The organism is Marinobacter sp. W-8, assembly GCF_044342215.1.
Taxonomy (GTDB): Bacteria; Pseudomonadota; Gammaproteobacteria; order Pseudomonadales; family Oleiphilaceae; genus Marinobacter; species Marinobacter nauticus.
Window position 1 is genome coordinate 2,650,046 of sequence record NZ_CP172297.1, and the last position, 26,998, is coordinate 2,677,043.

A 26,998-nucleotide genomic window follows, 5' to 3' on the forward strand; every position below is an offset into this window, starting at 1 on the left:
TTAGCCCTCCCACGGGGTTACCCCTCCTGGGAGAACATTCCGATGCCACCGCGATCAATCACTTCCAGGGCTTTACCGCCGCCACGGGCTACGCAGGTCAGCGGATCTTCCGCAATAATGACCGGCAGGCCGGTCTCTTCGCTGATGAGCTTGTCCAGGCCCCGCAGCAGCGCACCGCCACCGGTCAGCACAATGCCGCGCTCAGCAATGTCGGAGGCCAGTTCAGGCGGAGACTGCTCCAGGGCGCTCTTCACGGTCTGGACGATCTGGGCCAGGGATTCCTGAAGCGCGTCGAGAATTTCTTCGCTGTTCAGGGTAAAGGCCCGGGGCACACCTTCAGCCAGGTTGCGACCACGAACGTCGATTTCTCGCACTTCCAGGCCTTCATAGGCACAGCCGATTTCATGCTTGATACGCTCGGCTGTGGAATCGCCGATCAGGCTGCCGTAGTTGCGACGGACGTAAGTAACGATGGCTTCGTCGAACTTGTCGCCACCAACCCGGACGGATTCGGCATAGACGATGCCATTCAGGGAGATAATCGCGATCTCGGTGGTACCGCCACCGATGTCGACAATCATGGAGCCGCTGGCTTCTTCCACCGGCAGGCCGGCACCAATGGCGGCCGCCATGGGTTCTTCGATCAGGAACACTTCGCGGGCGCCCGCACCCAGGGCCGACTCGCGGATGGCCTTGCGTTCTACCTGGGTAGATTTGCTGGGCACACACACGAGCACGCGGGGGCTAGGAGTAATAAAGCTGTTTTCATGCACTTTGTGAATAAAGTGCTGGAGCATTTTTTCAGTCACGACGAAGTCGGCGATCACACCATCTTTCATGGGGCGGATGGCAGTAATATTGCCTGGGGTGCGGCCCAACATGCGTTTGGCTTCGGACCCGACGGCGGCGACCATTTTCTGGGAGTTGTTGGTACGGATGGCCACGACAGAGGGTTCGTTAAGTACAATGCCGCGTTCGCGTACATAGATAAGGGTGTTGGCGGTGCCCAGGTCGATGGACAGGTCGCTTGAGAATAAGCCTCGGAGTCTTTTGATTAACATTCGTGTTGTTTCAACCTGAGAGTTGCGGTTGCAGAAAAGAATGCGGCAACTTTAGCAGTGAGCACCTACTCAGGCAAGGCGCCATCGGGGCTTTGGCGCTTACCATTCTCACATTTTATGGGTTTACACGGGGCCAATGTTGCGTGCGATTCTGCTAATATGTCGGGCTTTGTTGTCGCCAGGATTCCGCGCGCAGTTAACAGTGGAGCATGGCTGCTTGTGGGGATGGCTTTCCAAAACACGCTCCTTCGGCACATCCCTGTGTCGCTTGAGCTCCGCCATCCATGGCTCCGCACAGTTTTGGAAAGCCATCCCCACAAGCATCCCCATACGTTATTCCTGGCTTCAAAACTGACATTAAATTGTTTTCACACACGCTTTTGGAGGCAACGTGAGCATTTCCCGCGAGGACATCGAGAAAGTTGCCGTGCTCGCCCGCATCAAGGTGGACAGCGAGCAGGTTTCGGCTCTGGAGAAGGATCTTGGCAATATTCTGGATCTGGTGGATCAGTTGAGCGCCGCGGATACCGATTCGGTGGAGCCTATGGCGCATCCGCTGGATGCCGTGCAGAAGCTGCGGCCGGATGTGGTTACTGAAACCAATCAGCGGGAGGCGTTCCAGGCGATTGCGCCGGCTACCGAGGATGGGTTGTATCTGGTGCCCAGGGTTATTGAGTGATTTGGTCGTCCATCAGAGATTTCGGGATTTATCATGCATAACAAGTCTGTAGCAGAGCTTTCCAGAGAACTGGAGAGTGGCAGGATTTCGAGTGTGGAGCTGACTCAGCAGTTCCTGGACCGTCTGAAGACTGAAGACGGCAAGTACAACAGTTTTATTACCATCTCCGACGAGCAGGCGCTGGCTGAGGCGAAGGCCGCTGATGAGATGCGCGCAGCCGGTAAGGCCACGGTGTGGACCGGGGTGCCGTTTGCCCATAAAGACATCTTCTGTACCAGCGGGGTTCGCACCAGCTGTGGTTCGAAGATGCTGGATAATTTTGTGCCTCCTTACGACGCCACGGTAACCGCCAATTTCAAGGCGGCCGGTGCGGTGTGTCTGGGCAAGACCAATATGGATGAGTTCGCCATGGGCTCGTCCAACGAGTCCAGTTTTTATGGCGCGGTGACCAATCCCTGGGGGCTGTCCAGCGGTGACAAGCGGGTGCCGGGTGGTTCTTCCGGTGGTTCTGCCGCTGCGGTTGCCGCGAGGCTGGTGCCGGCGGCGACGGGGACGGATACCGGCGGTTCTATTCGCCAGCCAGCGGCGTTGTGTGGCATTACTGGCCTGAAGCCGACTTACGGCCGGGTGTCCCGGTACGGGATGATTGCCTTTGCATCTTCCCTGGATCAGGGCGGGCCGATGGCGCGCACGGCGGAAGATGCGGCGCTGATGATGAATGTGATGGCGGGGCACGATCCGAAGGATTCCACCTGTATCGACCGGGAGGTTCCGGATTACACGGCCACCCTGAACGAGCCGCTGAAGGGCCTGAAGATTGGCCTGCCGAAGGAATACTTCAGCGACCAGCTGGCTCCGGCTATGGAAGAGCAGGTTCGCAACGCGATTCGAGAGTATGAAAAGCTGGGCGCGACGGTAAAGGAAGTGTCCCTGCCCAACGCGAAGCTGGCCATTGCGGCTTATTACGTGATTGCGCCGGCAGAGGCGTCCGCCAACCTGTCCCGGTTTGACGGTGTGCGTTACGGCTACCGCTGTGAAGATCCGAAAGACCTGATGGATATGTACACCCGCACCCGGGCGGAAGGATTCGGCAACGAAGTGAAGCGCCGGATTCTGGTGGGTTCCTATGCCCTGTCCGCCGGTTACTTTGATGCTTATTACCTGAAGGCCCAGAAGGTTCGGCGTTTGATCCAGCAGGATTTCATCAATGCGTTCAAGGAAGTGGACGTGTTGATGAGCCCGGTATCGCCAACACCGGCGTTCAAGCTGGGTGAGAAGAACACCGATCCGGTGTCCATGTACCTGGAAGACGTGTTCACCATCGCCATCAACCTGGCAGGCATTCCGGCCATGTCGGTGCCGGCCGGGTTTGTTGACGGCTTGCCGGTGGGGCTGCAGATTATCGGGGATTACTTCTCCGAAGCGCGCTTGTTGAACGCCGCCCATCAGTTCCAGCAGGTGACCGACTGGCACCAGCGTGAACCTCAATAAGCCCGGATTAGGAGACGAACACATGCAGTGGGATATCGTGATCGGGCTGGAAATTCACGTTCAGCTCGCCACCCAGACCAAGATTTTCTCCGGCTCCAGCACCGCCTACGGTGCCGAGCCCAACACCCAGGCCAACGCGGTTGACCTGGCGATGCCCGGCACCCTGCCGGTGCCCAACGAGCAGGCGTTCCGCTACGCGGTGATGTTCGGCCTGGCCACCAATGCCGAAATCGGCCGGCGCTCGGTCTTCGAGCGCAAGAACTACTTCTACCCGGACTTGCCCAAAGGCTACCAGACCACCCAGCTGGCCCAGCCCATTGTCGGCCCGGGCTACGTGGACATCGACCTGGCTGACGGCAGCACCAAGCGCGTGCGCATTCACCACGCCCACCTGGAAGAAGACGCCGGTAAATCCCTGCACGAGGACTATCATGGCATGTCCGGCATCGACCTGAACCGCGCCGGCACACCGCTGATTGAGGTGGTGACCGAGCCGGACATGAACACCGCCGAGGAAGCCGTAGCCTTCGCAAAGAAGCTGCACAGCATCGTGACCTCCCTGGGCATCTGCGACGGTGATATGTCTCAGGGCTCCATGCGCTTTGACGTCAACATCTCTCTGAAGCCAAAAGGCTCCGACACCCTGGGCACCCGCACCGAAACCAAGAATCTGAACTCCTTCCGGTTCATGGAACAGGCCATCGCCCACGAAGTGGAGCGGCAGATGGACATCCTGGAAGACGGCGGCAGCATCACCCAGGAAACCCGCCTGTACAACGGCGACCGCGACGAGTCCCGCTCCATGCGCACCAAGGAAGAAGCCAACGACTACCGCTACTTCCCCTGCCCGGACCTTCTTCCGGTGGAAATCGACGACGCCTTCATCGAAGACGCCCGCTCTCGCCTGCCGGAACTGCCGGACGCCCGCAAGGCCCGCTTCAAGGAGCAATACGGCCTGAACGACTACGACGCCGGCATCCTGTCTGCCGATGCCAAACTGGCCGCGTTCTTCGAAGAAACCGCTGAACACGGCAAAGATGCCAAACTGGCCTCCAACTGGATTCAGGGCGAGTTCTCCGCACGCCTGAATGCAGAAGAAAAGTCCGTAGCCGAAGCACCGATCACCGGCGCACAGCTGGGTGCCATGGTAACCCGCATCGCCGACAACACCCTGTCCTCTGCCGGCGCCAAGAAGGTGTTCGAAGCCCTGTGGACGGGCGAGAACGACGATGTAGACGCCATCATCGAGGCCAAGGGCCTGAAGCAGGTGTCTGACACCGGCGCCCTGGAGTCCATGGTGGACGAGGTTCTGGCCGGCATGCCGGATCAGGTGGCTCAATACCAGAGCGAGGAAGATCCGAAGAAGCGCAAGAAGATGCTTGGCGGCTTCATGGGCCCTCTGATGAAGGCTTCCAAGGGCCAGGGCAATCCCAAGCTGTTCAATGAGATTCTCGTTCGCAAGCTTGGCGGCTAGCATTGGCGTGGGCCATCTTGTTTTGGCCCTAGCCTTTTGACGTTGGGGAGGGGTGGGTTTTGAGCCCCTTCCCAAAAACCGCTACAAGCACATCCATGTGCGCTTCTCTCCGGCCATCCATGGCCTCCGACATTTTTGGGAAGGGGCTCAAAACCCACCCTCTCGAACCCCAGTGAAATAGTCTTTTCCAAACCCTCTGCCCTCAGAAAACACGACCACTAAGACCCCAGCCTTCTAAACACCCTCTCAAACTGCGCTATATTTTGCTGGATGTAATCAATAAAGGCCTGCATGGCCGGCGTCGGATGCCGGGCCTGTGGGTAGACCACGCACCAGCTGCGGCGCAGGGGGAAGCCGGTTATGTTGAGGGCATGCAGCGAACCCAGTGCCAGTTCTGAAACAACACTGAGCTTCGGCACCACCGCCACCCCGAGCCCCGCCAATACCGCGTGTTTTACCGCATCGTTCGAACCCAGCTCCATGGTGGATTCCATTTTCAAACGGTGTTGCTGGCAATAGACTTCCAGCGCCAGACGACTGCCTGAACCAGGCTCACGGGTCAGAAGCTGGTTATCCAGAAATTCCTCGGCACTGACAGAACGCTGATCCAGCAATGGATGTCCATCAGGAACAATCGGAATCAACTCGTTATCCAGAAAGGGAAACGAGGTCAGCGGCCGGTCTGGAGGCACCATGCCCATAATGACCAGATCGCCGCTGTTATCGCTCAGCCGTTCCAGGGCCGCCGCCCGGTTGACGACAGCCACAGAGACGTTCACCTGCGGGTTAATCTGCAGAAACGACCGCAACAGGTAGGGCACCACATATTGCGCGGTGTTGACCGCCACCAGCTTGAGATCACCGGCCACCCGCCCTTCCAGCGCCGCCAGCCGGTTCTGCATGTCCGTCAGCTCGCGAAATACCGCGCCCACGCACGCGGCCATCTCCTCGCCGGCGGCGGTGCAATACAGCTTCCGGCCCACGTATTCGAACATGGGCATGCCCACGGCCTGCTCCAGATGACGCATCTGGCTGGATACGGCGGGCTGGGTCAGTCCAAGCAGGTCACCGGCCTTGCTGTAGCTTTTCAGATCGTAAACGGCCTTGAACACCTGCAGCTGCCGAAATGTAAGGCGGCTAGCCAGTTTCTGGACACTTAATGGCACAACTTCTCCCGCCTCACCTATTCATAAGTCATTACTTATATATAACCCAAATAATATCAATTTTAACTCATCAGTTGCCATCGTTAGGCTTTTAACACCTTCATTCGGGACGACGAAACGAGGAATCGCCCATGTTGAAGAAAGTACTGATCGCCAACCGAGGCGAAATTGCGGTGCGTATCGTGCGGGCCTGCGCCGAGGCCGGGATCCGGTCTGTGGCGATCTACACCGAGCCCGATCGCTACGGCTTGCACGTCAAGCGCGCTGATGAAGCCTACTCCCTGGGCGAGGATCCGATTGCCGGCTACCTGGATCCCGCCCGCATCGTCAATCTCGCCCTGGAGGTGGGCTGCGATGCCATCCATCCTGGTTATGGCTTCCTGTCGGAGAACGCCCGCTTCGCTCAGCTGTGCGAAGAAAAGGGTCTGACCTTTATTGGCCCGAAATCCGACGTTATTCACAAGATGGGTGACAAGACCCAGGCCCGCGACAGCATGCGGGCGGCCGGCGTGCCCATTACTCCCGGCTCCGAGGGCAATCTGGCCGATCTGGATGAGGCCCTGAAGCTGGCTAATGAGATTGGCTATCCGGTGATGCTGAAGGCCACCTCCGGCGGTGGCGGCCGGGGGATTCGCCGTTGCGATACACCGGAGGAGCTTAGAACCCAGTACCCACGGGTGATTTCGGAGGCCACCAAGGCTTTCGGCTCGGCCGAGGTGTTCATGGAAAAATGCATCGTCAATCCGCGCCATATCGAGGTGCAGATTCTAGCGGATAGCCGGGGCAACGCCATTCACCTGTATGAGCGCGATTGTTCCATTCAGCGTCGTAACCAGAAACTGATTGAGATCGCCCCCAGCCCGCAACTGACACCGGAACAGCGCCAGTACATCGGCAGCCTCGCCGTCAAGGCCGCAAAAGCAGTGGGCTACGAGAATGCCGGCACGGTGGAGTTTCTACTCTCGGGCAACGAGGTGTACTTCATGGAGATGAACACCCGGGTGCAGGTGGAGCACACCATCACCGAAGCCATTACCGGGGTGGATATTGTCCGGGAACAGTTGCGGGTCGCCGCGGGGGAATCCCTCAGCTACCGGCAGGAGGATATTTCGTACCGGGGCTATGCGCTGCAGTTCCGCATCAACGCCGAAGATCCCAAAAACGACTTCTTGCCCAGTTTCGGGCGCATTACCCACTACTACGCCCCCGGTGGCCCAGGTGTTCGAGTGGACACCGCCATCTACACGGGCTACGAGATTCCGCCCTACTACGACTCCATGTGCCTGAAACTGGTGGTCTGGGCACTGACCTGGGATGAAGTTATCGCGCGCGGCAAGCGGGCTCTGGATGACATGCGCCTGCATGGCATCACCACAACCGCCAACTATTACCAGCAAATACTGGATCATCCGGATTTCCAGGCTGGCGTGTTTGACACCAGTTTCGTGCCCAGCCATCCGGAGCTGTTGAACTATTCCACCAAACGCCACCCCAGCGAAATTGCGCTGGCCATCGCAGCCACGATCGCGGCCCACGCCGGCTGGTAATCCACAGGAGGATTGAATATGAGCAACGCCAAAAAAATTGAAGTTACCGATCTTATCCTTCGTGATGCCCACCAGTCCCTGATTGCGACCCGCATGCGCACCGAAGACATGCTGCCGATCTGTGACAAGTTGGACCAGGTGGGTTACTGGTCCCTGGAGGTCTGGGGCGGCGCCACTTTCGACGCCTGCGTGCGCTTTCTGAAAGAGGACCCCTGGGAACGCCTGCGCCAGTTGCGCAAGGCGCTGCCCAACACCCGCCTGCAAATGCTGCTGCGGGGGCAGAACCTGCTGGGTTACCGTCACTACGCTGACGATGTGGTGGAAGCGTTCGTGCAAAAAGCCGCCGACAACGGCATTGATGTGTTCCGCATCTTTGATGCCCTGAACGATCTGCGCAATCTGGAAACCGCCATGAAAGCGGTGAAGAAGGCGGGCAAGCACGCTCAGGGTACCATTTGCTATACCACCAGCCCGGTGCATACACCCGAGCTTTTCGTGAAGCAGGCCCAGGAACTCAAGGCCATGGGCGCCGACTCCATTGCCATCAAGGACATGGCCGGGCTGCTAACTCCTTACGCCACCTACGAGTTGACCAAAGCCATTAAATCGTCCGTGGATCTGCCTCTGGTCATCCATAGCCACGCAACCGCCGGCCTGGCCGCCATGTGCCAACTGAAAGCGGTGGAAGCCGGCGCAGACCGTATCGACACCGCCATTTCCGCCTTTGCCAACGGCACCAGCCATCCTGCAACAGAATCCCAGGTGGCCGCCCTGAAGGGCACGGACTATGACACCAGGCTGGATCTGGAGTTGTTAAGCGAGATTGCCGACTACTTCCGGGAAGTGCGCAAGAAGTACCACCAGTTTGAAAGCGAATTTACCCGCGAGGACATTTCGGTACAGATCAATCAGGTGCCGGGCGGCATGATGTCCAACCTGGCCAACCAGCTCAAAGAGCAGAACGCCCTGGACCGCATACGCGAGGTCTTCGACGAGATTCCCCGTGTGCGCAAGGATCTGGGCTACCCGCCACTGGTCACCCCCACCTCCCAGATTGTGGGGACCCAGGCGGTCTATAACGTGCTGGCTGGTCAACGCTACAAGACCATCACCAACGAAGTGAAACGCTACCTTCAGGGAGGTTACGGCCAGCCACCTGCCGAGGTGAACGCCGAAATCCAGAAAAAGGCTATCGGCAACGAAACCGTCAATGACGGTCGCCCCGCCGACCTGCTTAGCCCGGAACTGAACAAGCTGCGAGAAGACATTGGCAGCCTGGCCACCAGCGAGGAAGACGTGCTGACTTACGCCATGTTTCCGGATCTTGGCCGGGAATATCTGCAACAACGGCAGGATGGCACACTGAAGCCCGAAGAGTTGCAACCGGCCGAGCACAAGGGCCGGGACCGCCTGGGCACCGCCATCGCCACCGAGTTCCGCATTGACGTACACGGCGAAAGCTACGAAGTGGCCGTTACCGGTGTTGGCGGCTCAGGACCGGGCAAGCGCAAGCTCTATCTGTCTCTGGACGGCATGCCCCAGGAAGTGGTGTTTGAATCCCTGAACGAATACGAAGCCGGCGCCGGCAGCGGTCGGAAACAGGCCACCGATCCCGGCCACGTCACCACGACCATGCCGGGCAATGTGGTGGACGTGCTGGTTAAGGAAGGTGACACCGTAAAAGCTGGCCAGGCGGTGCTGATTACCGAGGCCATGAAAATGGAAACCGAGGTACATACAAGTGTTGATGGCACGGTGAAAGGTGTGTATGTCGCCAAAGGCGATCGGGTCACGCCAGGCGAAGTGCTGATCGAAATCGCCTGACCCCAAACGCAAGCGGGGCAACCGATTGGCTGCCCCGCTTCGCCGACGCATTGATCAGGTCAAACCAGAACCGCCCAGAGATCATGCTCGTCGGCATGCTCAACCACGGCCTGAACGATCTGACCGGGAACCAGGTCGGTTTCGTCGTTCAGGTAGACCATCCCGTCAATCTCAGGCGCGTCGGCTTTTGATCTGCCAATCGCACCCTCCTCGTCCACTTCATCAATCAGCACATCAATGGTCTTGCCAATCTTTGCCTTAAGGCGGGCAGCCGAGATTTCTGCCTGTTTGGCCATAAAGCGAGCCAGGCGATCTTCCTTCACGTCCTCGGGGACCGCACCTTCGAGCTCGTTCGCCGGCGCCCCTTCCACCGCGCTATAAGTGAAGGCGCCGACTCGATCCAGCTGAGCCTCGTCCAGCCAGTCCAGCAGGTACTGGAAATCTTCTTCGGTTTCCCCCGGAAAACCCACGATGAAGGTGGAACGAATGGTCAGTTCCGGGCAGATTTCCCGCCACTTCCTGATGCGCTCCAGGGTCTTGCTGTCATGGGCCGGGCGCTTCATGGCTTTGAGTACTCTCGGACTGGCGTGCTGGAACGGGATGTCCAGGTACGGCAGGATCTTGCCTTCGGCCATCAGCGGAATGATGTCGTCCACATGGGGATAGGGATAGACATAGTGCAACCGAACCCACACGCCCATCTCACCCAGCGCTTCACACAACGCCTGCATTTTGGTCTTTACCGGGCGCCCCTGCCAGAAACCGGTGCGGTATTTGATGTCGACGCCGTAGGCGGAGGTGTCCTGGGAAATCACCAGAATCTCTTTCACCCCCGCATCCACCAACCGTTTGGCCTCGTCCATCACGTCGCCAATCGGGCGACTGACAAGGTCGCCCCGCATTGAGGGAATGATGCAGAAGGTGCAACGGTGGTTACAGCCTTCCGAGATTTTCAGGTAGGCATAGTGGCGGGGCGTCAGCTTGACGCCCTGGGGCGGCACCAGGTCCACAAACGGGTCATGCTCTTTCCTGGGCGGCACATACTGGTGGACGGCGCCGACCACTTCTTCGTAGGCATGAGGACCGGACACTGCGAGCACGCCCGGATGGGTTTCACGGATCCGGTCGGCCTCAACCCCCATGCAACCGGTGACGATGACCTTACCATTCTCACTGATTGCCTCACCAATGGCGTCCAGGGATTCCTGCTTGGCGGCATCTATAAAACCACAGGTGTTCACCACCACAATATCGGCGTCGTCGTAGGTGGGCACCACATCGTAGCCGTCCAGGCGCAACTGGGTCAGGATACGTTCAGAATCTACCAGCGCCTTCGGGCAACCAAGGCTGATAAAGCCTACTTTTCCGCTCTGGGGCGCGTTTTGCGTTTTCTCGGTCATAAAAGCCTGCAGGATGTCCGGAGCCATGCTCCCGATGAGTGTAGCGGGCAATTTTACCTCACGACCGGAAGAACTGCAGCAGTAGCACCACCTACTCCGCCACCACAAATCCGCTGACGCAGATCAACTTACCGACTAAAACTGTGACACCGTGTTCAGAAATTTGTAGTAAAAGTGCCACAATTACCGACAGGATTCTTGCTGTTCACTTTTTAAACAGCTAAACTTTCAATCGTTTATGCGTTTTTCTGGAAGGCGTTTATGGGAAAGGCAATTTCTTTTCAAACCACACATGCCAGAAGAGTGAACATGAAACCTCTTGCCGCCAAACCCAATCTGCGAAACCAGCAGCGGGTGGACGTTTCAACCGACATTACCATCGAAAAGCCGGATGGCTGCTGCCTTACCTGCCAGGTATCCAACCTGTCCCGCTCAGGCGTGATGCTCTCCTGTGATCAGGACACCGTCAAACAGCTGGTTCCGGGCCTGAAAACACCGGCCCCCGGCCACTGGATCGAAGTCAAAACCCGTTTTTCGGTGCCCGTCATTGCAAACCAGCCGGTCACGGTGCTTGCGGATGGGAACATCGTACACATGCGTCGCATTGCCCGAGACGAGTTCCAGATTGGTATCCAGTTCTGTGAATTCGAAGGTAACGGCTTTGACTATGTCGATCGTTACGTTGCCAAATTGCTTTCGGACGCACGTAATCCCTCCAGCGAAGCTCACTGACGGAAGCCAGTGGCGACGTCGCTGGCGTTTACCCCCGCCTCCAGACACCGGCGAAGGCTATATTATTAGAACCTGAAATTCTTACAGCACTCCTTCTTATACCCTAAGCTGCTCTGATATAGTTGTTCATCTAAATTACAGCCATTACTTCGCCCTCCATGGCAACGGATGAACATGACCACATATAACCTCACCCATCTCAAACAGCTGGAAGCCGAAAGCATCCACATCATTCGGGAAGTGGCCGCCGAGTTCGACAACCCGGTCATGCTTTACTCCATCGGTAAAGATTCTGCCGTGATGCTGCATCTTGCCCTGAAAGCCTTCTACCCGGGCAAGCCACCGTTCCCGTTGCTTCACGTGGATACCACCTGGAAGTTCCGGGACATGATCTCGTTCCGGGACAATGTAGCGGAGAAGTTCGGGCTAGACCTGATCGTGCACATCAACGAAGAAGGCGTAAAGCAAGGCGTCGGCCCCTTTACTCATGGCAGCGCCAAGCACACGGACATCATGAAAACCCAATCCCTGAAGCAGGCCCTGAACAAGTACAAGTTCGACGCCGCCTTCGGGGGCGCCCGCCGGGACGAAGAAAAATCACGCGCCAAGGAGCGGGTATATTCCTTCCGTGACGAACACCACCGCTGGGACCCGAAGAACCAGCGCCCGGAGCTCTGGAATATCTACAACGGCAAAGTCAACAAGGGCGAAAGCATCCGGGTCTTCCCGCTCTCCAACTGGACCGAGCTGGACATCTGGCAATACATCTACCTTGAAAACATCGACATTGTGCCGCTCTATTACGCAGCCGTGCGGCCCGTGGTAGAGCGCGATGGCACCCTGATCATGGTGGACGACGACCGCATGCCCCTGAAAGAAGGTGAAAAGCCGATGATGAAATCGGTACGCTTCCGCACCCTGGGCTGCTATCCGCTGACCGGCGCCATTGAATCCGAGGCCAACACCCTGCCCGACATCATTCAGGAAATGCTGCTGGCCACCAGCTCAGAGCGGCAAGGCCGGGTGATCGACCACGACTCAGCGGGCTCCATGGAACAGAAAAAGCGGGAAGGGTATTTCTAACATGTCACACCAGTCTGATCTGATTGCAGAAGATATTCAGGCTTACCTGAAGCAACACGAGAATAAGGAACTCCTGCGCCTGCTCACCTGCGGCAGCGTGGATGACGGCAAAAGCACCCTGATTGGCCGCCTGCTGCATGACACCAAAATGATCTATGAAGATCATATGGCCAGCCTGAAAACTGACAGCGCGAAAATGGGCACCACCGGCGAAAAACTGGACCTGGCGCTGCTGGTGGATGGCCTTCAGGCCGAGCGGGAACAGGGCATCACCATTGATGTCGCCTACCGTTATTTCAGCACCGACAAGCGCAAGTTCATCATCGCGGACACCCCGGGCCATGAGCAGTACACCCGCAACATGGCCACCGGCGCATCCACCGCACAACTGGCCATCCTGATGATTGATGCCCGCCACGGCGTACTCACCCAGACCCGCCGGCATTCCTATATTGCCTCGCTGCTAGGCATCCGGCACATCGTGGTCGCCGTGAACAAAATGGACCTGGTGGATTTCAGCGAAGAGCGTTTCAACGAAATCCGCGACGACTACCTGGCCTTCACCACGCGACTGGGCCTCAAGGACATCCGTTTTGTGCCCATCTCGGCGCTGGACGGCGACAACGTCGTCAATAAGAGCGAAAACACTCCCTGGTTCACCGGCCAGCCGCTGATGGAAATTCTGGAAACGGTGGAAGTGTCCCGTGACAAGAACCTGGAGCATTTCCGCTTCCCGGTGCAGTACGTGACCCGTCCGAACCTGAACTTCCGCGGCTTCTGCGGCACCATCGCCTCAGGCGTGATTCGCCCTGGCGATGAAGTGATGGCCCTGCCCTCACGCCGTACCAGCAAAGTAAAGGAAGTCGTGACCTTCGACGGCAACCTGGACGAAGCCTACATCGACCAGGCGGTTACCCTGACCCTGGAAGACGAGATCGACATCAGCCGTGGCGACATGCTGGTAAAAGTGGAGGACGAACCGGAAGTCCACAACCGCTTCAATGCCAACATTGTCTGGATGACCGACGCACCGCTGGAAACCGGCCGGCTGTATGACATCAAGCTGGGCCCCACCTTTACCTCCGGCACCGTGAAGAAAATCCACCACCAGACCGATGTAAACACTCTGGATCAGCAAGCCAATCCAAGCCAACTGGCCCTGAACGAAATCGGCCTGTGCGAACTGACCCTGAACCAACCGGTCGCGTTCGACGCCTATCAGCGTAACCACGCCACCGGCAGCTTCATCGTCATAGACCGCCTGACCAACGTAACCATCGGGGCGGGTATGATCGCTGGCCTGGCCGATGGTCTGGAATCCCTGGACCCGGTCACCGCCGAGGAACGCGAACGACGCCTGGCCCAGAAACCGGCCATCATCGCCTGTAACGGCAAACATGGCCCGGAACTGGCACAGGCCGTTGAGCGAGCTCTGTTCGATCAGGGCAAGACCGCCGTCGTGGTATCCGAAGAAAATGCGGGCGACGCAGACGAACGCCGTCGGGTAGCGCAGTTGCTGACCGCTCACGGACTGGCAGCCATTGCCGTGAACCTGGGTTCGGACATTGCCAACGCCAGTGCCAACGCAGAGAACGAAGCTGACATTCCCGGCGCCGTCTCGACACTGGTCCAGGAACTGATTCGCAGCAAGCGAATCTGATTTCCATACACGCCCATTGAGAACCCCGGCCCGAACGAAGACGTCGGGACCGGGGTTTCTTTCTCTGCCAACCGTGGCACAATCACGCTCCGCCAAGCCGACTGAATCTGACAGGAGCTGACCCATGGCCATCAAACACCTGCGCACCGCCTTCGCAAGCCAATACCAGCCGGGCCAACCTGCCCGCCTCGTAGCGGGCGAGGCCCTGCAGGAACCGGGCGGCGACTACGAAGCCCTGCACAAGCAGATGAAGCGCCTGTTCAACAGCAAACCCGGCAAGAAATACGGCCGCTTCTCAGACGACATCGGCGAATGCCCCTTCAGCGCCTGGCTCAAAGACTACCTGGAAGACAAACAGACCTTCGCGGCCATGACTGACCGTCTTTTCGGCCAGTGGCAGGAACTGCTGACCGGCAGCCAGGAAGAATTCGACGGCCACCTGATGATCGTACACGACGCCCTGGCCGATGCCGAAGTGGTGTACCTGTTTATCCTGGAAACCGACAGCGCCATGCGCTTCGACGGCAGCCAGAAACTGGACGCCACCGACGTACTCAGCCTGTCGCGCCTGAACCTGGCCGTGCGAATTGAACTGGACGACTGGCGCAACGCCAACGGCAGCGAAAACTACATGACCCTGATCCACGGCCGCGGCACCGGCGACCCCGGCGAGCTGTTCATCCGCCTGTGCGCCTTCACCAACAGCGTGGACGTGGAAAAGGAAACCATGACCTTCCTGGACGCAGTGGAAGCATTCGCCAAAACCAGCGAACCGGAAAAAGCCGGCGAAGTGCGCGCCAAGGCCTACGAATTCTGCAAAGACCAGCACGCCCTGGGCGAGCCCGTGGAAATCGAAGCTCTGTCGAATTACCTGGACGAAAGCCAACCCCAGCGCTTCAAGGAATTCGCCAGCCAGAACGCCGAACTACCGGAAACCGGCGTACTGCACCCGGACCACCGCAAGGTCAAAAAACTGGTGCGCATCGCGGGCTCCGGTGGAGGTATGAGCGTGTCTTTTTCCTCGGACCTGGTGAACCAGGCGGTGTACTACGACCGTGACAAAGATGCCCTCACCATCACCCGCCTGCCCAAGGCGCTGCGAGAACAACTGCAACGGTACCTGGAAGCCCGCGAGGACTGATCAAAACTCAGTCCTCTGCCACATTCTCCGGCTGATCGTCCCACCGGGGGCGATTGGCCCTGAGCTTCCTGACCTCCTGCATCCAGCCCACGCCATCGATCAACTCCCCGGTTTCATGATCAATAGGCGGATACGGCAGGTTGCGATCATCACAGTACCGCTTCACTGTTGGCTGGCACCAACAGAACAGCAGACGGTTGTACTCGTCATCGGGCATCCGTCGCTGGTCAAACATCCCCGCCAGCTTCCGCTGACGCTGGGCTTCGGAAAGGATAATCGAGCAGGCTGAAGACACATTCAGCGATTCCACCATTCCCATCATCGGAATCACAATATGCTCATCCGCCTGCTCGGCGGTCACCGGGTTCACACCGTCCACTTCGTTACCCATGATAATCGTGCACGGCACGGTGTAATCCACCTCCCGAAAATCCACCGCCCGGTCTGACAATTGCGCCGCATACAGCTTGTGCCCCTGGGCCTTCAGCTCCGTTACCGCGTTATCCATGGTCGGATGGGTATGCGTTGTTACCCAATGAAAGCTGCCACCGGCTGTCTTACGAAATGCCCGAAAACCCTCCTTGGGCCAGACCACGTGCATATTGGCCAGGCCGAAGGCATCGCAGGACCGAATAATGGCCGACAGGTTTCTGGGTTTGTGCACCTGATCCGTCAGCACCCGCAGGTCGGGTTGACGGGTGTTGAGGACTTGCTTGATTCGGGCGAGGCGTTCGGGAGTCATTAGTAAATTGGCTAGCGATGATTTTCCGGCTCCCACAAACCAACAATCAAGCTTGTAGAATCCAGTACAGGTGTCTGGGAAGGGTTTTGGGGTGGGCTTTCCAAAAATTTCGAAGGCCATGGATGGCCTGAGAGAAGCGCACATGGATGTGCTCGTAGCGGTTTTTGGAAAGCCCACCCCAAAAGCCTTCATGCACATAAGCGGCGAATAATAGCACAGAGCCAAATGAGGAATACCGAGACAACGGTGGTTGAAGATTAAGCACCCCGTTATAATACGCAGTCCATTTTTGCCAGCGCCCCACTCCACCCCGGCGCCAACACACCAAACTACGTGAGACCCATGGCCAAGAAGCTGTACATCAAAACCCACGGCTGCCAAATGAACGAGTACGACTCTGCCCGCATGGCAGACCTGCTCAAAACCGGCGAAGCGGTCGAAGTCACCGACAACGCCGATGACGCCGACATCCTGCTGCTGAACACCTGCTCCATCCGCGAAAAAGCCCAGGAGAAAGTGTTTCACCAGCTTGGCCGCTGGAAAAGTCTCAAAACCAAAAAACCCGACCTGATCATCGGCGTCGGCGGCTGCGTCGCCAGCCAGGAAGGCCAGGCCATCATCGACCGCGCGCCCTACGTGGATATGGTATTTGGCCCGCAAACCCTGCATCGCCTGCCCGACATGATCACCGAGGTACGCACCAAGGGTAACGGCGTTGGCGTGGTCGACGTCAGCTTTCCGGAAATCGAGAAATTCGACAACCTGCCTGAGCCCGGCGCCGACGGCCCCTCTGCGTTTGTCTCCATTATGGAAGGCTGCAGCAAATACTGCACCTTCTGCGTGGTGCCCTACACCCGTGGCGAGGAAGTCAGCCGCCCGGTGGACGACGTCATCGCCGAAGTGGCCCATCTGGCTACCCAGGGAGTGCGGGAGGTGAATCTGCTTGGCCAGAACGTGAACGCTTACCGTGGCGAAACCCACGACGGCGACCAGATGGACCTTGCAGAACTGATCGAAGTCATCGCCACCATCGACGGCATTGACCGCATCCGCTACACCACCTCTCACCCGGTGGAATTCAGCGATGCGCTGATTGAAGTCTACGAGCGGGTTCCCGAACTGGTCAGCCACCTGCACCTGCCGGTACAGAGCGGATCTGATCGCATCCTCGCGGCAATGAAGCGAGGCCACACGGCGCTGGAGTACAAATCCAAGCTGCGCCGCCTGCGCAAGATCCGCCCGGACATCAGCTTTTCTTCGGATTTCATCATCGGCTTCCCGGGTGAAACCGACAAGGATTTCGAGGACACCATGAAGCTGATCAACGACATCGGCTTCGACATGTCCTTCAGCTTCATCTACAGCGCCCGCCCGGGTACACCGGCGTCTGACTTGCCGGACGATACGCCGATGGAGGTGAAGAAGCAGCGGTTGAGCATTCTTCAGGATCGCCTGAATCAGAATGTAATGGATATCAGCCGGAAGATGGTGGGTTCTACTCAGCGTATTCTGGTGACTGGTTTGTCCAAGAAGGATCCGGGCGAGTATGCGGGACGTACGGAGAACAACCGTATTGTGAATTTCCGCCACGAGAATCCTGAGGTGGTTGGGCACTTTATCGATGTGGAGATTGTGGAGGCCTATCCCAATTCTCTTCGCGGTGTGCCTGTTAACTCTGAGTTGCTTTAAACGCTGGAACGCATGTGCTCTTTGCTTGGAGTTGGGAGGCGGGCTGGAAGGGCCTCCCAAAAACCGCTTCGAGCACATCCCTGTGCGCTTCTCTCCGGCCATCCATGGCCTCCGACATTTTTGGGAGGCCCTTCCAGCCCACCTCCATCTGACCGCACGATGGCATGCTGAAAAATACCTGTCGTCTCCCGGTTTGCGAAGACGCTTGTTAACGCGAAATCAAGCCCCAGATAAACACATACTTGTTTTTCGAGTCGCGGACCTGCACATATTCAGGTAGGCCGGTGTGCGGTACGGCTTCCACAGACTGTTGAGGGCCAGGGACGGCCCGAAACAAGCGCACAGGGATGTGCTTGTAGCGTGTCTGTGGAAGCCGTACCGCACATCGGCCATACTCCAGAATTGAAAGACATACTCCCGGCAGACTAAAGCCGGAGAGCAACACCGAACGGAGCAAGATTGAACACTCACGATACCAGACAATTTGACCTGCACCCGGTGGACCAGCGGCGCCTGGCAACCTTGTGCGGACAGTTTGATGAACACCTGAAAATGATCGAACAGCGCTTGCAAGTGAAAGTCGGCCGGCGCGGGCATCATTTTCGGGTGGAAGGCAGCACTGAAAACGTAGCGGCGGCCACCGAGGTTATCCGGCACCTGTACCGGGAAACCGAGGCCAGTGACGACATACCGCCCGATACCGTGCACCTGTTCATCCGCGAAACCGGCCTGGAACGGCTGCCGGATGATGTGCCTTACGATGAAGGCCAGGTCACTGTTATCAAGACACCGAAGCTGACCGCCAAACCCCGCGGCCGGAATCAGCAGAAGTACGTGCACAACATTCGCACTCATGACATCAACTTCGGCATCGGGCCGGCGGGTACCGGTAAGACGTGGCTGGCCGTGGCCTGCGCCGTCGAGGCCCTGAAAGACGAGCAGGTGAAGCGGATTCTGCTGGTTCGGCCGGCCGTGGAAGCCGGCGAGAAGCTGGGCTTTCTGCCGGGCGATCTGGCCCAGAAGGTGGACCCGTACCTGCGCCCGCTCTACGACGCTCTCTACGAAATGCTGGGATTCGATCAGGTCACCCGCCTGATCGAGAAAAGTGTGATCGAGATTGCCCCCCTGGCATTCATGCGCGGCCGTACCCTGAACAACTCGTTTATTATTCTGGACGAAAGCCAGAATACCACCCGGGAGCAGATGAAGATGTTCCTGACCCGGATAGGCTTTGGCTCTACCGCGGTCATTACCGGCGATACCACCCAGGTGGACCTGCCCCGCGGACAGAATTCCGGGCTGATTCATGCCGCCAGCGTGTTGAGCAAGGTCCCGGGTATTGGCTTTACCCGTTTCGACGCCAAGGATGTGGTGCGTCACCCCCTGGTTCAACGCATTGTTGAAGCCTACGATTCTTTCAACGACGGGAGTGCCACAGGCCAATGAGCAAGGTAACTGTGGACCTTCAGATGGCCTTTGACGGCACGGGCGTACCTACCGAGGCGTTGTTTGAAGCCTGGGCAGAGGCGGCGTGGCAGGATGAGAATCCAACCGAAGTTACCATCCGTATTGTCGATAACGACGAAAGCCGTGAGCTGAATCACCAGTACCGGGGCAAGGACAAGCCTACCAATGTTTTGTCCTTCCCATTTGAAGCACCAGCGGGTATAACGGTGCCATTGGCCGGAGATCTCGTGATTTGCGCGCCAGTTGTTGAACAGGAAGCGCGGGAGCAGAGCAAAGACGCTGTCGCCCACTGGGCCCATATGGTGGTGCACGGTATGTTGCATCTCCAGGGCTACGATCATATTGAAGATAATGAAGCCGAGGTCATGGAAGCCCTCGAGATCCGGCTGCTGGCGCAGCTCGGATTTGCTAACCCTTACGAAGCAGAGGAAACGGAACCAGACTCATGAGCGACGATCAGTCGAGTCGCAGTCAGGGCAACAAGTCCTGGCTGGAGCGTATATCACAGGCCTTTTCCAGCGGGCCTGAGTCCGTAGAGGACGTGCTGGAAATCCTGCGGGATGCTGAATCCCAGAGCATTATTGATGCTGACTCCATGAGCATCATTGAAGGCGCCATGCAGGTGATCGACATGCGAGTGGACGAGATCATGATCCCCCGCTCCCAGATGATCACCGTAAAGGCATCTCAGGAACCCAAAGAGTTCCTGCCCGAGATTATGTCTTCCGCCCATAGCCGCTTTCCGGTCATCGGCGAGAGCCAGGATGACGTCATCGGGGTACTGCTGGCGAAAGACCTGCTTCCTCTTGCCCTCAACAACGATCTGAACTGGAACCGCATCCGCGAAATCCTGCGGCCGCCCACCTTTGTTCCCGAAAGCAAGCGTTTGAACCAGTTGCTCAAGGAGTTCAAGGAAAATCGTAATCACATGGCGATTGTGGTGGATGAGTACGGCGGAACCGCTGGCCTTATCACCATCGAAGACGTGCTGGAACAGATCGTCGGTGAAATCGAAGACGAACATGACTTCGATGAGGAGACCCATATCAAGGCCCGGGGCGACGGGACCTTTGCGGTGAAGGCCGTAACGCCCATCGATGATTTCAACGAATTCTTCGAGACAGACATGGATGAAGAAGAGTTCGATACCATTGGCGGCCTGGTACTGAAAGAATTTGGACACCTGCCCAGACGGGGCGAAACGGTTGAATTCGGCGGCTTGCAGTTTACTATTGCCAACGCCGATAACCGAGTCATCCGTCTGTTGCAGGTAACCCGCAGTGAGTCATGATCCACAGCACCCGCCACTGAAACTCCCGTTCACCACCCGAAAATGGCTGGGCGCCGCAATCCTTGTGATTGCCGGCGCTCTGCAAACACTGACCTTCTCGCCATTCTATCTGTGGTGGCTGGGGCCCTTGTCGGTGTTTCTGATCCTGCTGGTCACCGTCCATCAGGCGCCGGACAAGCTGTTCCGCTCCGGCTGGCTGGCCGGGCTTGGTCTGTTCGCCTCCGGTGCCAGCTGGATTTACGTCAGCATCAGCGAGCACGGCAATACTTCGGTACCTCTGGCCATTGTACTCATGGTCCTGTTTATTGCCGGGCTGGCCCTGTTCCATGGGCTGGCGTTCTGGTTCTGGGGCAAACTCGCCAAAGACAGCGCACCACGCCGACTCTTGCTGTTCCCTGCCATCTGGATTCTGGGTGACTGGCTGCGCGGCTGGCTGCTGACTGGTTTTCCATGGCTGTATCTGGGCACCGCCCATACCGACGGCCCCCTGGCCGGGCTGGCGCCACTGACTGGCGTGCATGGCATTACCTTCTGGATCACCGTTACCGCAGTGGCTGCTTACGGCGCCTGGTGGCTGTTCAAACTTGACAGGAAGGTCACTGCTGGAGCCATTCTGGTAGCAGCCCTGATGCCCTGGTTGATTGCCCCGGCCATGAACAAAGCTGACTGGACCGAGCTCAGCAAAGAACCCGTCAGCTTTGCGGCGATGCAGGGCAACATACCGCAACAGATCAAGTGGGATCCTGATTTCCTGCGCGATCAGATTGTGGCTTATCTGGGCATGACCGAAGCGCACTGGCAAACCGACCTGATCCTCTGGCCAGAAACAGCCATCCCCATTCCTCAGGACCAGGCTGGCAAGGTCATTGATCATATCCGGGAACAGTTAGGGGAAAACAGCACGCTGATCACCGGCATCCCCTGGTATGGTTACAGCGGCCAGATTGAAGACTACACCTTCCACAACAGCATTATGGCCATCGGCAATGGCGAGGGCATGTACCACAAACAGAAGCTGGTGCCCTTTGGCGAATATGTGCCACTTCAGGGTCTGCTGCGGGGGCTAATCGGTTTCTTTGACCTGCCCATGAGTAGCTTCACGCCGGGGCCAGAGCAGCAAGCGCCGCTGGTCGCCAATGGCATGAAAATCACCCCTTACATCTGCTATGAAGTGGCCTACCCCGATTTCGTGGCGTTTAATGCCCGCAACACCGATCTGCTGCTGACGATCAGTAACGACGGCTGGTTCGGTGATTCCATCGGGCCGCTGCAACATCTGCAGCTTGCCCGCATGAGAGCCCTGGAGACCGGCCGCTACATGCTGCGGGGCACCAACAACGGCGTCACTGCGATCATCAATCACAAGGGCGAGATTACCGAGCGCATCCCCCAGTTCGAGCGCGCAGTACTGACCGGTGAGGTATTTACGGCAACCGGGAGCACACCCTACATGCAAACAGGATCCTGGCCGGTGCTGACGCTGGCGATCATCCTGATTGTGTTCATCCGAGAACGGGTGATTCCGAAAAGCTGAGCGCCTTGAGCCTGCCGCTCAAATGGCTTGCAGGCTCGAGGCGATGGCTTCAGCTTTCTTTCGGTGGCCAGCGGCTGGTTACCCGCTCAAAGTAATGGGAGCCGCAGGCCTCGCAGGGATGCAGGTGGCTGGTCTTGGTCAGACAAAGCATGTGGCTGCAGTTCATGCACCGGAACATACCCGCCGTGGCCACTTCACCGGAGATATAGTGACTGACGTCCTGATTCTCCAGCTTCTGCTTCAGTTCCAGAGTATCAACCAGGGTCTGATCGGCCACCGAGAGAAGCCGGTCTGCCAGGGTGTGTTCCAGTAATGCGATATCCAGTTGCAGCCATTCTCCCAGGCCTTCGCCGGTCTCCTCCACGAAATGCAACAGGTGCTCCAGATCCCGCTGAAGATACGCCCCGAGCAGATCCGCTTCTTCCCGGGTCATTTCCTCGATCTCGTATTCCACTTCTATCGCTTTCTGAACTTCTTCCTCCAGCGTCTGCAACGACGTTTCCTGTAGCTCATGCAGGCGTATCTGTACCCGCTCAAGCATTCGGTCGTAAACCTCAAGGGCTTTTCCGGAGAGGTGACTGCGTTCTGGCTCGCTCATTTGGGCTCCTTATCTGCACCTTTCACCATACTCTCAGTCTGGCACAAACCCACGGAATTGGCAGACTACCTGTTAAGCCGCGTGTGCGTTAGAATGTTCGGCCTTTTCTCGAACATCCTTTTCACACAGGGTACTTTTGGCAATGGCAGGAATGGACGAACAATACAACCCACGTGAAGTAGAACAGACCGCCCGCACTTTCTGGGAAACCAACGAGACCTTCAAGGTCAAGGAAGAGCCGGGCAAGCCCAAGTACTACTGCCTGTCCATGTTCCCCTACCCCAGCGGCAAGCTGCATATGGGCCACGTCCGCAACTACACCATCGGTGACGTGATTTCCCGCTACCAGCGTATGCAGGGCAAGAATGTAATGCAGCCCATGGGTTGGGACGCTTTCGGCCTGCCTGCCGAAAATGCCGCGATTGCCAACAAGTCTGCACCGGCCAAGTGGACCCGCTCCAACATTGATTACATGAAGAACCAGCTCAAGCAGCTGGGGTTTGGCTACGACTGGAGCCGCGAACTGGCCACCTGCGACCCGGAATACTATCGCTGGGAACAGTGGTTCTTCGCCCGCCTCTACGAGAAGGGCCTGGTGTACAAGAAAATGTCCACCGTCAACTGGGACCCGGTTGACCAGACCGTGCTGGCCAACGAGCAAGTGGTTGACGGTCGGGGCTGGCGCTCCGGTGCGCTGGTCGAACAGAAAAAAATTCCTCAGTGGTTCATTCGCATTACCGACTACGCGGAAGAACTGCTGAACGATCTGGAAGACATGGAAGGCTGGCCCGAGCAGGTCAAGACCATGCAGCGCAACTGGATCGGCAAATCGGTGGGTACCGAGCTGACCTTCCCCCTGAAAGACAGTGACGACGGCCTGACCGTGTACACCACCCGCCCGGACACCCTGATGGGCGTGAGTTACATGGCAGTGGCCGCAGAGCATCCGCTGGCCAAGGCGGCGGCCGAGCGCCACCGCGATGTGGCCGAGTTTGTCGACCAGTGCCGTAACAGCAAGGTGGCCGAAGCCGAGCTAGCGACCATGGAAAAGAAAGGTATAGATACCGGCTTCAAGGCCATTCACCCGCTGACCCAGGAAGAAATCCCGGTCTGGGTCGCCAACTTTGTACTCACGGACTACGGCACCGGAGCCCTGATGGCGGTTCCCGGCCATGATGAACGGGATCACGAGTTTGCCGTCAAGTACAAGCTGCCCATCAAACAGGTGATTGCACCGAACGACAGCCGCGATATCGATATCCAGGAGCAGGCCTTCACCGAGAAAGGTGTTCTGGTGTCTTCCGGCAAATACAGCGGCCTGACCAGCGAAGAAGCTTTTGAGGAAATCGCGGATTATCTTGAAGCCCAGGGAATTGGCAAACGTACTGTGAACTACCGTCTGCGCGACTGGGGTGTGTCCCGTCAGCGCTACTGGGGTGCGCCCATCCCGATGATGACGCTGGAAGACGGCACCGAAATGCCGGTACCGGACGACCAGCTGCCGGTTCGTCTGCCCGAAGACGTTGAAATGGACGGCGTCCAGTCGCCAATCAAAGCTGATCCGGAGTGGTGCAAGACCGAATACAACGGCCAACCCGCAACCCTGGAAACCGATACCTTCGATACCTTCATGGAGTCCTCCTGGTATTACGCCCGTTTCTGCAGCCCGAACTACGACAAGGGCATGCTGGACCCGGCTGCCGCCAATTACTGGCTGCCAGTCGACCAGTACATCGGCGGCATCGAGCACGCGATTCTGCACCTGCTGTATGCCCGGTTCTTCCACAAGCTGCTGCGCGACGTTGGTCTGGTGAACAGTTCCGAGCCATTCAAGCGCCTGCTGACCCAGGGCATGGTTCTGGCCGAGACCTACTACCGCAATGAAGCAAATGGCGGGAAAACCTGGTTCAACCCGGCCGATGTGACGGTTGAGCGCGATGGCAAGGGCCAGGTAGTGCGAGCGGTGCTGAAATCGGACGGCGAGCCTGTGGAAATCGGTGGCGTTACCAAGATGTCCAAATCCAAGAACAACGGCATCGATCCCCAGGCCATCATCGATCAGCACGGTGCCGACACCGTGCGGCTGTTCATGATGTTTGCGGCACCACCTGAGCAGTCGCTGGAGTGGTCCGACAGCGGCGTTGAGGGCGCCCATCGCTTCCTCAAACGACTGTGGCGGATGGTCAATGAGCATACCGCCAGTGGCGAAGCTCCGGCGGTTGATCCTGCCAGCCTCAATGGTGCTCAGAAAGACCTGCGCCGCAAGACCCACGAAACCATCGCCAAAGTCAGCGATGACATCAGCCGCCGCCTGACCTTCAATACCGCCATTGCCGCGGTGATGGAGCTGCTCAATGAGGTCGGCCGCCTCAGTGATGACGAGCCCCAGAGCCGAGCGGTTCGCCAGGAAGCCCTGGATACCGCAGTACTGGTGCTGTCACCCATTGTCCCGCACATCTGTCACAACCTTTGGCAGGCCCTGGGGCACTCCGACACGGTGGTCGACGCCTCCTGGCCGGTTGCCGATGAAAGCGCCATGGTTCGCAGCGAAATCGAGGTGGTTCTGCAGGTGAACGGCAAGGTCCGGGCCAAGGAGAACGTACCGGCGGATATTGGCAAGGCAGATCTGGAGAAGCTTGCCCTGGAGAACGAAAACGTCATGCGTTTCACCGACGGCAAGACCGTACGCAAAGTGATCGTTGTGCCTGGCAAACTCGTGAACGTGGTGGCTAACTAAGATGCCCGGCCCTGCCCCTGAACTGAAAAAGCTGGGCCTTCTGGCACTGCTTGCCTCGCTGCTCACCCTGACCGGCTGTGGCTTTCAGTTACGGGGCAGCTCCCCCGTTCCGGCTGCCCTGCAACCCCTGGCTATTGACTGCCCGTCCTCCCTGCCCGGACAGTTCTGCCAGTCTCTGCATGAGCAGCTGGAGCTCGGTGGCATCGAGCTGCGGAATCCGGGCCAGGCAGACTACCTGCTGCGCCTGTCGGACTACCGCCAGGACCGCCGGGCTTCAGCCATTACCGCACAGGCAGCGGCGGCTGAGTACATTCTGCGCCACACGGTCGCCATGGAGCTGGTGACCAAGGACCAGATCCCGCTGATTGCCACCACCGACCTGAACGCCAGTGAAACCTACCGCTACGACGAGACCAATGTACTCGCCAAACAGCGCGAGGAAGACGAATTGCGGCAACAATTGGGCGATCGCCTTGCCCAGCAGGTGATCTTCCGGCTGGCGCCCATGTCCCGGCAACGAATTGATGCCCTGGTTCAGGAACACACCGTCGATGGCGGGGAGCCTGAATCACCATGAAAACCCAGCCCGGCCAACTCCCGCAACTTCTGAAGAAAGGCCTGGCTTCGGTTTACCTGATCTCCGGCGATGAACCCCTGCTGGTTCAGGAATGCTGTGACCAGATCCGCGCCGCCGCCCGTGAAGCTGGCTATCTGGACCGGCTCACCTTTCACGCAGACAATCAGTTCGACTGGAATACGGTTGCTGACGAATGCAACGCCCTGTCCCTGTTCGCTGAAAAACGTCGCATTGAGATTCATCTGCCCACCGGCAAACTTGGCGATGGCCGCCGGGTTCTGGAGCAGGTACTGCAATCCCCGCCGGAAGACGTCATTCTATTGCTGATCAGCGCCAGACTGGATGCCGCCGAAACCAAGCGCAAATGGTACAAGGAACTTCAGGGCCATGGCGTGCACGTTCCGCTCTGGCCGGTCGAGGGAGACAAGTTTCCCGGATGGTTGCAGCAACGGGCCACCGCAAAAGGCCTCAGCCTGACACGTGGAGCACTCGGTATTCTTGCAGAGCGCCTGGAGGGCAATCTGCTGGCCGCCAGCCAGGAGCTGGACCGTCTGACGCTGCTCACCAACGGCAAAACCATCGATGAAGAGACGGTGGAACAGGCCGTACAGGATAGTGCCAGGTTCAACGGCTTTGAACTGGTCACGGAACTGCTATCCGGCAAGGCGGTTCATGCCGGCCGCATGATCGGGGTGCTGGAGCAGGAGGGCGAAAATCCTCTTGGACTACTCACTGTGCTCGTTCGTGACCTTCATCTTATTGTTGAGCTTAAAACCGCCTTGCCCGGTGGAGAAAACCCCGCGGGCTTTCTGAAAAAGCGCGGCGTTTTCCAGCCAAAGCGCTCGTCCGCCGTCCAGCAAGCGGCTCGAAGACTTTCACTGGCCCAGTTACACCAGGCAATCAACCTTTGTAGTCTGATTGATCGGGCTGCCAAGGGCTTCGATGATCTTTCCCCCTGGCATCACCTCCGGGATCTCTCCCTTATTCTGGCCGGCAAGCGGGCCAGCTGATCTGAATCAAAGCGGGATAACACCGGCCCGCTCAGGGACTTGACACTTTTTCACGTTCGGGCGCATTGTAAAACTCCCAACTCATCAGGGAAGGA

General features: G+C 58.1%; 22 protein-coding genes. 17 read left to right on the forward strand and 5 right to left on the reverse strand.

Going from position 1 to position 26,998, the window contains the following annotated elements:
• Positions 1 to 17 precede the first annotated feature (17 nt).
• The gene (locus tag ACF8YQ_RS12270) at positions 18 to 1,061 is read right to left on the reverse strand and encodes a rod shape-determining protein (RefSeq protein ID WP_011786173.1); all 1,044 of its coding nucleotides are present in this window, start codon (positions 1,059 to 1,061) and stop codon (positions 18 to 20) included.
• A gap of 391 nt (positions 1,062 to 1,452) precedes the next feature.
• On the opposite strand from ACF8YQ_RS12270, the gene gatC reads away from it, so the two are divergent.
• Genes gatC through gatB form a run of 3 tightly spaced genes read left to right on the forward strand, consistent with a single transcriptional unit; the run spans position 1,453 to position 4,705 of the window.
• Positions 1,453 to 1,740, forward strand: a complete 288-nt coding sequence (gene gatC, locus ACF8YQ_RS12275; protein WP_036219802.1) for an Asp-tRNA(Asn)/Glu-tRNA(Gln) amidotransferase subunit GatC — start codon at positions 1,453 to 1,455, stop codon at positions 1,738 to 1,740.
• A 33-nt stretch (positions 1,741 to 1,773) separates the two neighbouring features.
• The gene (gene gatA, locus ACF8YQ_RS12280; protein ID WP_396621557.1) at positions 1,774 to 3,231 is read left to right on the forward strand and encodes an Asp-tRNA(Asn)/Glu-tRNA(Gln) amidotransferase subunit GatA; all 1,458 of its coding nucleotides are present in this window, start codon (positions 1,774 to 1,776) and stop codon (positions 3,229 to 3,231) included.
• Between the two features lie 22 nt (positions 3,232 to 3,253).
• Complete coding sequence (gene gatB / locus ACF8YQ_RS12285) at positions 3,254 to 4,705, forward strand: Asp-tRNA(Asn)/Glu-tRNA(Gln) amidotransferase subunit GatB (protein WP_396621558.1); 1,452 nt, start codon at positions 3,254 to 3,256, stop codon at positions 4,703 to 4,705.
• Positions 4,706 to 4,923: 218 nt separating this feature from the next.
• Here the strand turns inward: gatB and ACF8YQ_RS12290 are convergent, their stop codons facing one another.
• Positions 4,924 to 5,871 (reverse strand): LysR family transcriptional regulator, encoded by a 948-nt coding sequence (locus tag ACF8YQ_RS12290; protein WP_396621559.1) that lies wholly within the window; start codon positions 5,869 to 5,871, stop codon positions 4,924 to 4,926.
• A 131-nt stretch (positions 5,872 to 6,002) separates the two neighbouring features.
• Here ACF8YQ_RS12290 and ACF8YQ_RS12295 point away from each other — a divergent pair, with 131 nt between their 5' ends.
• On the forward strand, positions 6,003 to 7,418 hold the full coding sequence (locus ACF8YQ_RS12295; RefSeq protein ID WP_014422118.1) for an acetyl-CoA carboxylase biotin carboxylase subunit: 1,416 nt from the start codon (positions 6,003 to 6,005) through the stop codon (positions 7,416 to 7,418).
• An 18-nt stretch (positions 7,419 to 7,436) separates the two neighbouring features.
• Positions 7,437 to 9,242, forward strand: coding sequence for a sodium-extruding oxaloacetate decarboxylase subunit alpha (gene oadA, locus ACF8YQ_RS12300; RefSeq protein ID WP_396621560.1), 1,806 nt, complete (start codon positions 7,437 to 7,439; stop codon positions 9,240 to 9,242).
• A gap of 59 nt (positions 9,243 to 9,301) precedes the next feature.
• On the opposite strand, the gene rimO is transcribed toward oadA, so the two are convergent.
• On the reverse strand, positions 9,302 to 10,669 hold the full coding sequence (rimO, locus tag ACF8YQ_RS12305) for a 30S ribosomal protein S12 methylthiotransferase RimO (protein WP_023009080.1): 1,368 nt from the start codon (positions 10,667 to 10,669) through the stop codon (positions 9,302 to 9,304).
• Positions 10,670 to 10,951: 282 nt separating this feature from the next.
• Here rimO and ACF8YQ_RS12310 point away from each other — a divergent pair, with 282 nt between their 5' ends.
• The 4 genes from ACF8YQ_RS12310 (at position 10,952) to ACF8YQ_RS12325 (ending at position 15,258) form a co-directional block, all read left to right on the forward strand.
• A complete protein-coding gene (locus ACF8YQ_RS12310) occupies positions 10,952 to 11,374 on the forward strand; it encodes a PilZ domain-containing protein (protein ID WP_014422121.1) in 423 nt (140 codons plus the stop codon).
• 168 nt (positions 11,375 to 11,542) lie between these two features.
• The gene (gene cysD / locus ACF8YQ_RS12315; RefSeq protein ID WP_014422122.1) at positions 11,543 to 12,457 is read left to right on the forward strand and encodes a sulfate adenylyltransferase subunit CysD; all 915 of its coding nucleotides are present in this window, start codon (positions 11,543 to 11,545) and stop codon (positions 12,455 to 12,457) included.
• Position 12,458: 1 nt separating this feature from the next.
• The gene (cysN, locus tag ACF8YQ_RS12320) at positions 12,459 to 14,117 is read left to right on the forward strand and encodes a sulfate adenylyltransferase subunit CysN (protein ID WP_396621561.1); all 1,659 of its coding nucleotides are present in this window, start codon (positions 12,459 to 12,461) and stop codon (positions 14,115 to 14,117) included.
• 124 nt (positions 14,118 to 14,241) lie between these two features.
• The gene (locus tag ACF8YQ_RS12325; RefSeq protein WP_011786181.1) at positions 14,242 to 15,258 is read left to right on the forward strand and encodes a nucleoid-associated protein; all 1,017 of its coding nucleotides are present in this window, start codon (positions 14,242 to 14,244) and stop codon (positions 15,256 to 15,258) included.
• Between the two features lie 7 nt (positions 15,259 to 15,265).
• On the opposite strand, the gene trmH is transcribed toward ACF8YQ_RS12325, so the two are convergent.
• Positions 15,266 to 16,000: a tRNA (guanosine(18)-2'-O)-methyltransferase TrmH gene (trmH, locus tag ACF8YQ_RS12330; RefSeq protein WP_011786182.1), complete on the reverse strand. Its 735-nt coding sequence runs from the start codon at positions 15,998 to 16,000 to the stop codon at positions 15,266 to 15,268.
• 342 nt (positions 16,001 to 16,342) lie between these two features.
• On the opposite strand from trmH, the gene miaB reads away from it, so the two are divergent.
• The 5 genes from miaB to lnt all read left to right on the forward strand — a co-directional run bounded on the left by miaB (position 16,343) and on the right by lnt (position 21,981).
• Positions 16,343 to 17,689 (forward strand): tRNA (N6-isopentenyl adenosine(37)-C2)-methylthiotransferase MiaB, encoded by a 1,347-nt coding sequence (miaB, locus tag ACF8YQ_RS12335; RefSeq protein ID WP_023011350.1) that lies wholly within the window; start codon positions 16,343 to 16,345, stop codon positions 17,687 to 17,689.
• A 459-nt stretch (positions 17,690 to 18,148) separates the two neighbouring features.
• Positions 18,149 to 19,135, forward strand: coding sequence for a PhoH family protein (locus ACF8YQ_RS12340; RefSeq protein WP_011786184.1), 987 nt, complete (start codon positions 18,149 to 18,151; stop codon positions 19,133 to 19,135).
• Positions 19,132 to 19,605 (forward strand): rRNA maturation RNase YbeY, encoded by a 474-nt coding sequence (ybeY, locus tag ACF8YQ_RS12345; RefSeq protein WP_014422126.1) that lies wholly within the window; start codon positions 19,132 to 19,134, stop codon positions 19,603 to 19,605. The genes ACF8YQ_RS12340 and ybeY overlap by 4 nt, the downstream gene beginning before the upstream one ends.
• Complete coding sequence (locus ACF8YQ_RS12350) at positions 19,602 to 20,447, forward strand: HlyC/CorC family transporter (protein WP_011786186.1); 846 nt, start codon at positions 19,602 to 19,604, stop codon at positions 20,445 to 20,447. Before ybeY ends, ACF8YQ_RS12350 begins: the two co-directional genes overlap by 4 nt.
• A complete protein-coding gene (lnt, locus tag ACF8YQ_RS12355; RefSeq protein WP_396621562.1) occupies positions 20,437 to 21,981 on the forward strand; it encodes an apolipoprotein N-acyltransferase in 1,545 nt (514 codons plus the stop codon). Before ACF8YQ_RS12350 ends, lnt begins: the two co-directional genes overlap by 11 nt.
• Positions 21,982 to 22,030: 49 nt before the next feature.
• Here lnt and ACF8YQ_RS12360 read toward each other — a convergent pair whose 3' ends face one another.
• A complete protein-coding gene (locus ACF8YQ_RS12360; protein WP_199452346.1) occupies positions 22,031 to 22,579 on the reverse strand; it encodes a zinc ribbon-containing protein in 549 nt (182 codons plus the stop codon).
• 151 nt (positions 22,580 to 22,730) lie between these two features.
• Here ACF8YQ_RS12360 and leuS point away from each other — a divergent pair, with 151 nt between their 5' ends.
• Genes leuS through holA form a run of 3 tightly spaced genes read left to right on the forward strand, consistent with a single transcriptional unit; the run spans position 22,731 to position 26,903 of the window.
• Positions 22,731 to 25,316: a leucine--tRNA ligase gene (gene leuS / locus ACF8YQ_RS12365; RefSeq protein ID WP_396623303.1), complete on the forward strand. Its 2,586-nt coding sequence runs from the start codon at positions 22,731 to 22,733 to the stop codon at positions 25,314 to 25,316.
• Between the two features lies 1 nt (position 25,317).
• The gene (gene lptE / locus ACF8YQ_RS12370; protein WP_396621563.1) at positions 25,318 to 25,893 is read left to right on the forward strand and encodes an LPS assembly lipoprotein LptE; all 576 of its coding nucleotides are present in this window, start codon (positions 25,318 to 25,320) and stop codon (positions 25,891 to 25,893) included.
• The gene (gene holA, locus ACF8YQ_RS12375; protein ID WP_226595659.1) at positions 25,890 to 26,903 is read left to right on the forward strand and encodes a DNA polymerase III subunit delta; all 1,014 of its coding nucleotides are present in this window, start codon (positions 25,890 to 25,892) and stop codon (positions 26,901 to 26,903) included. The genes lptE and holA overlap by 4 nt, the downstream gene beginning before the upstream one ends.
• The last annotated feature ends 95 nt before the right edge of the window (positions 26,904 to 26,998 follow it).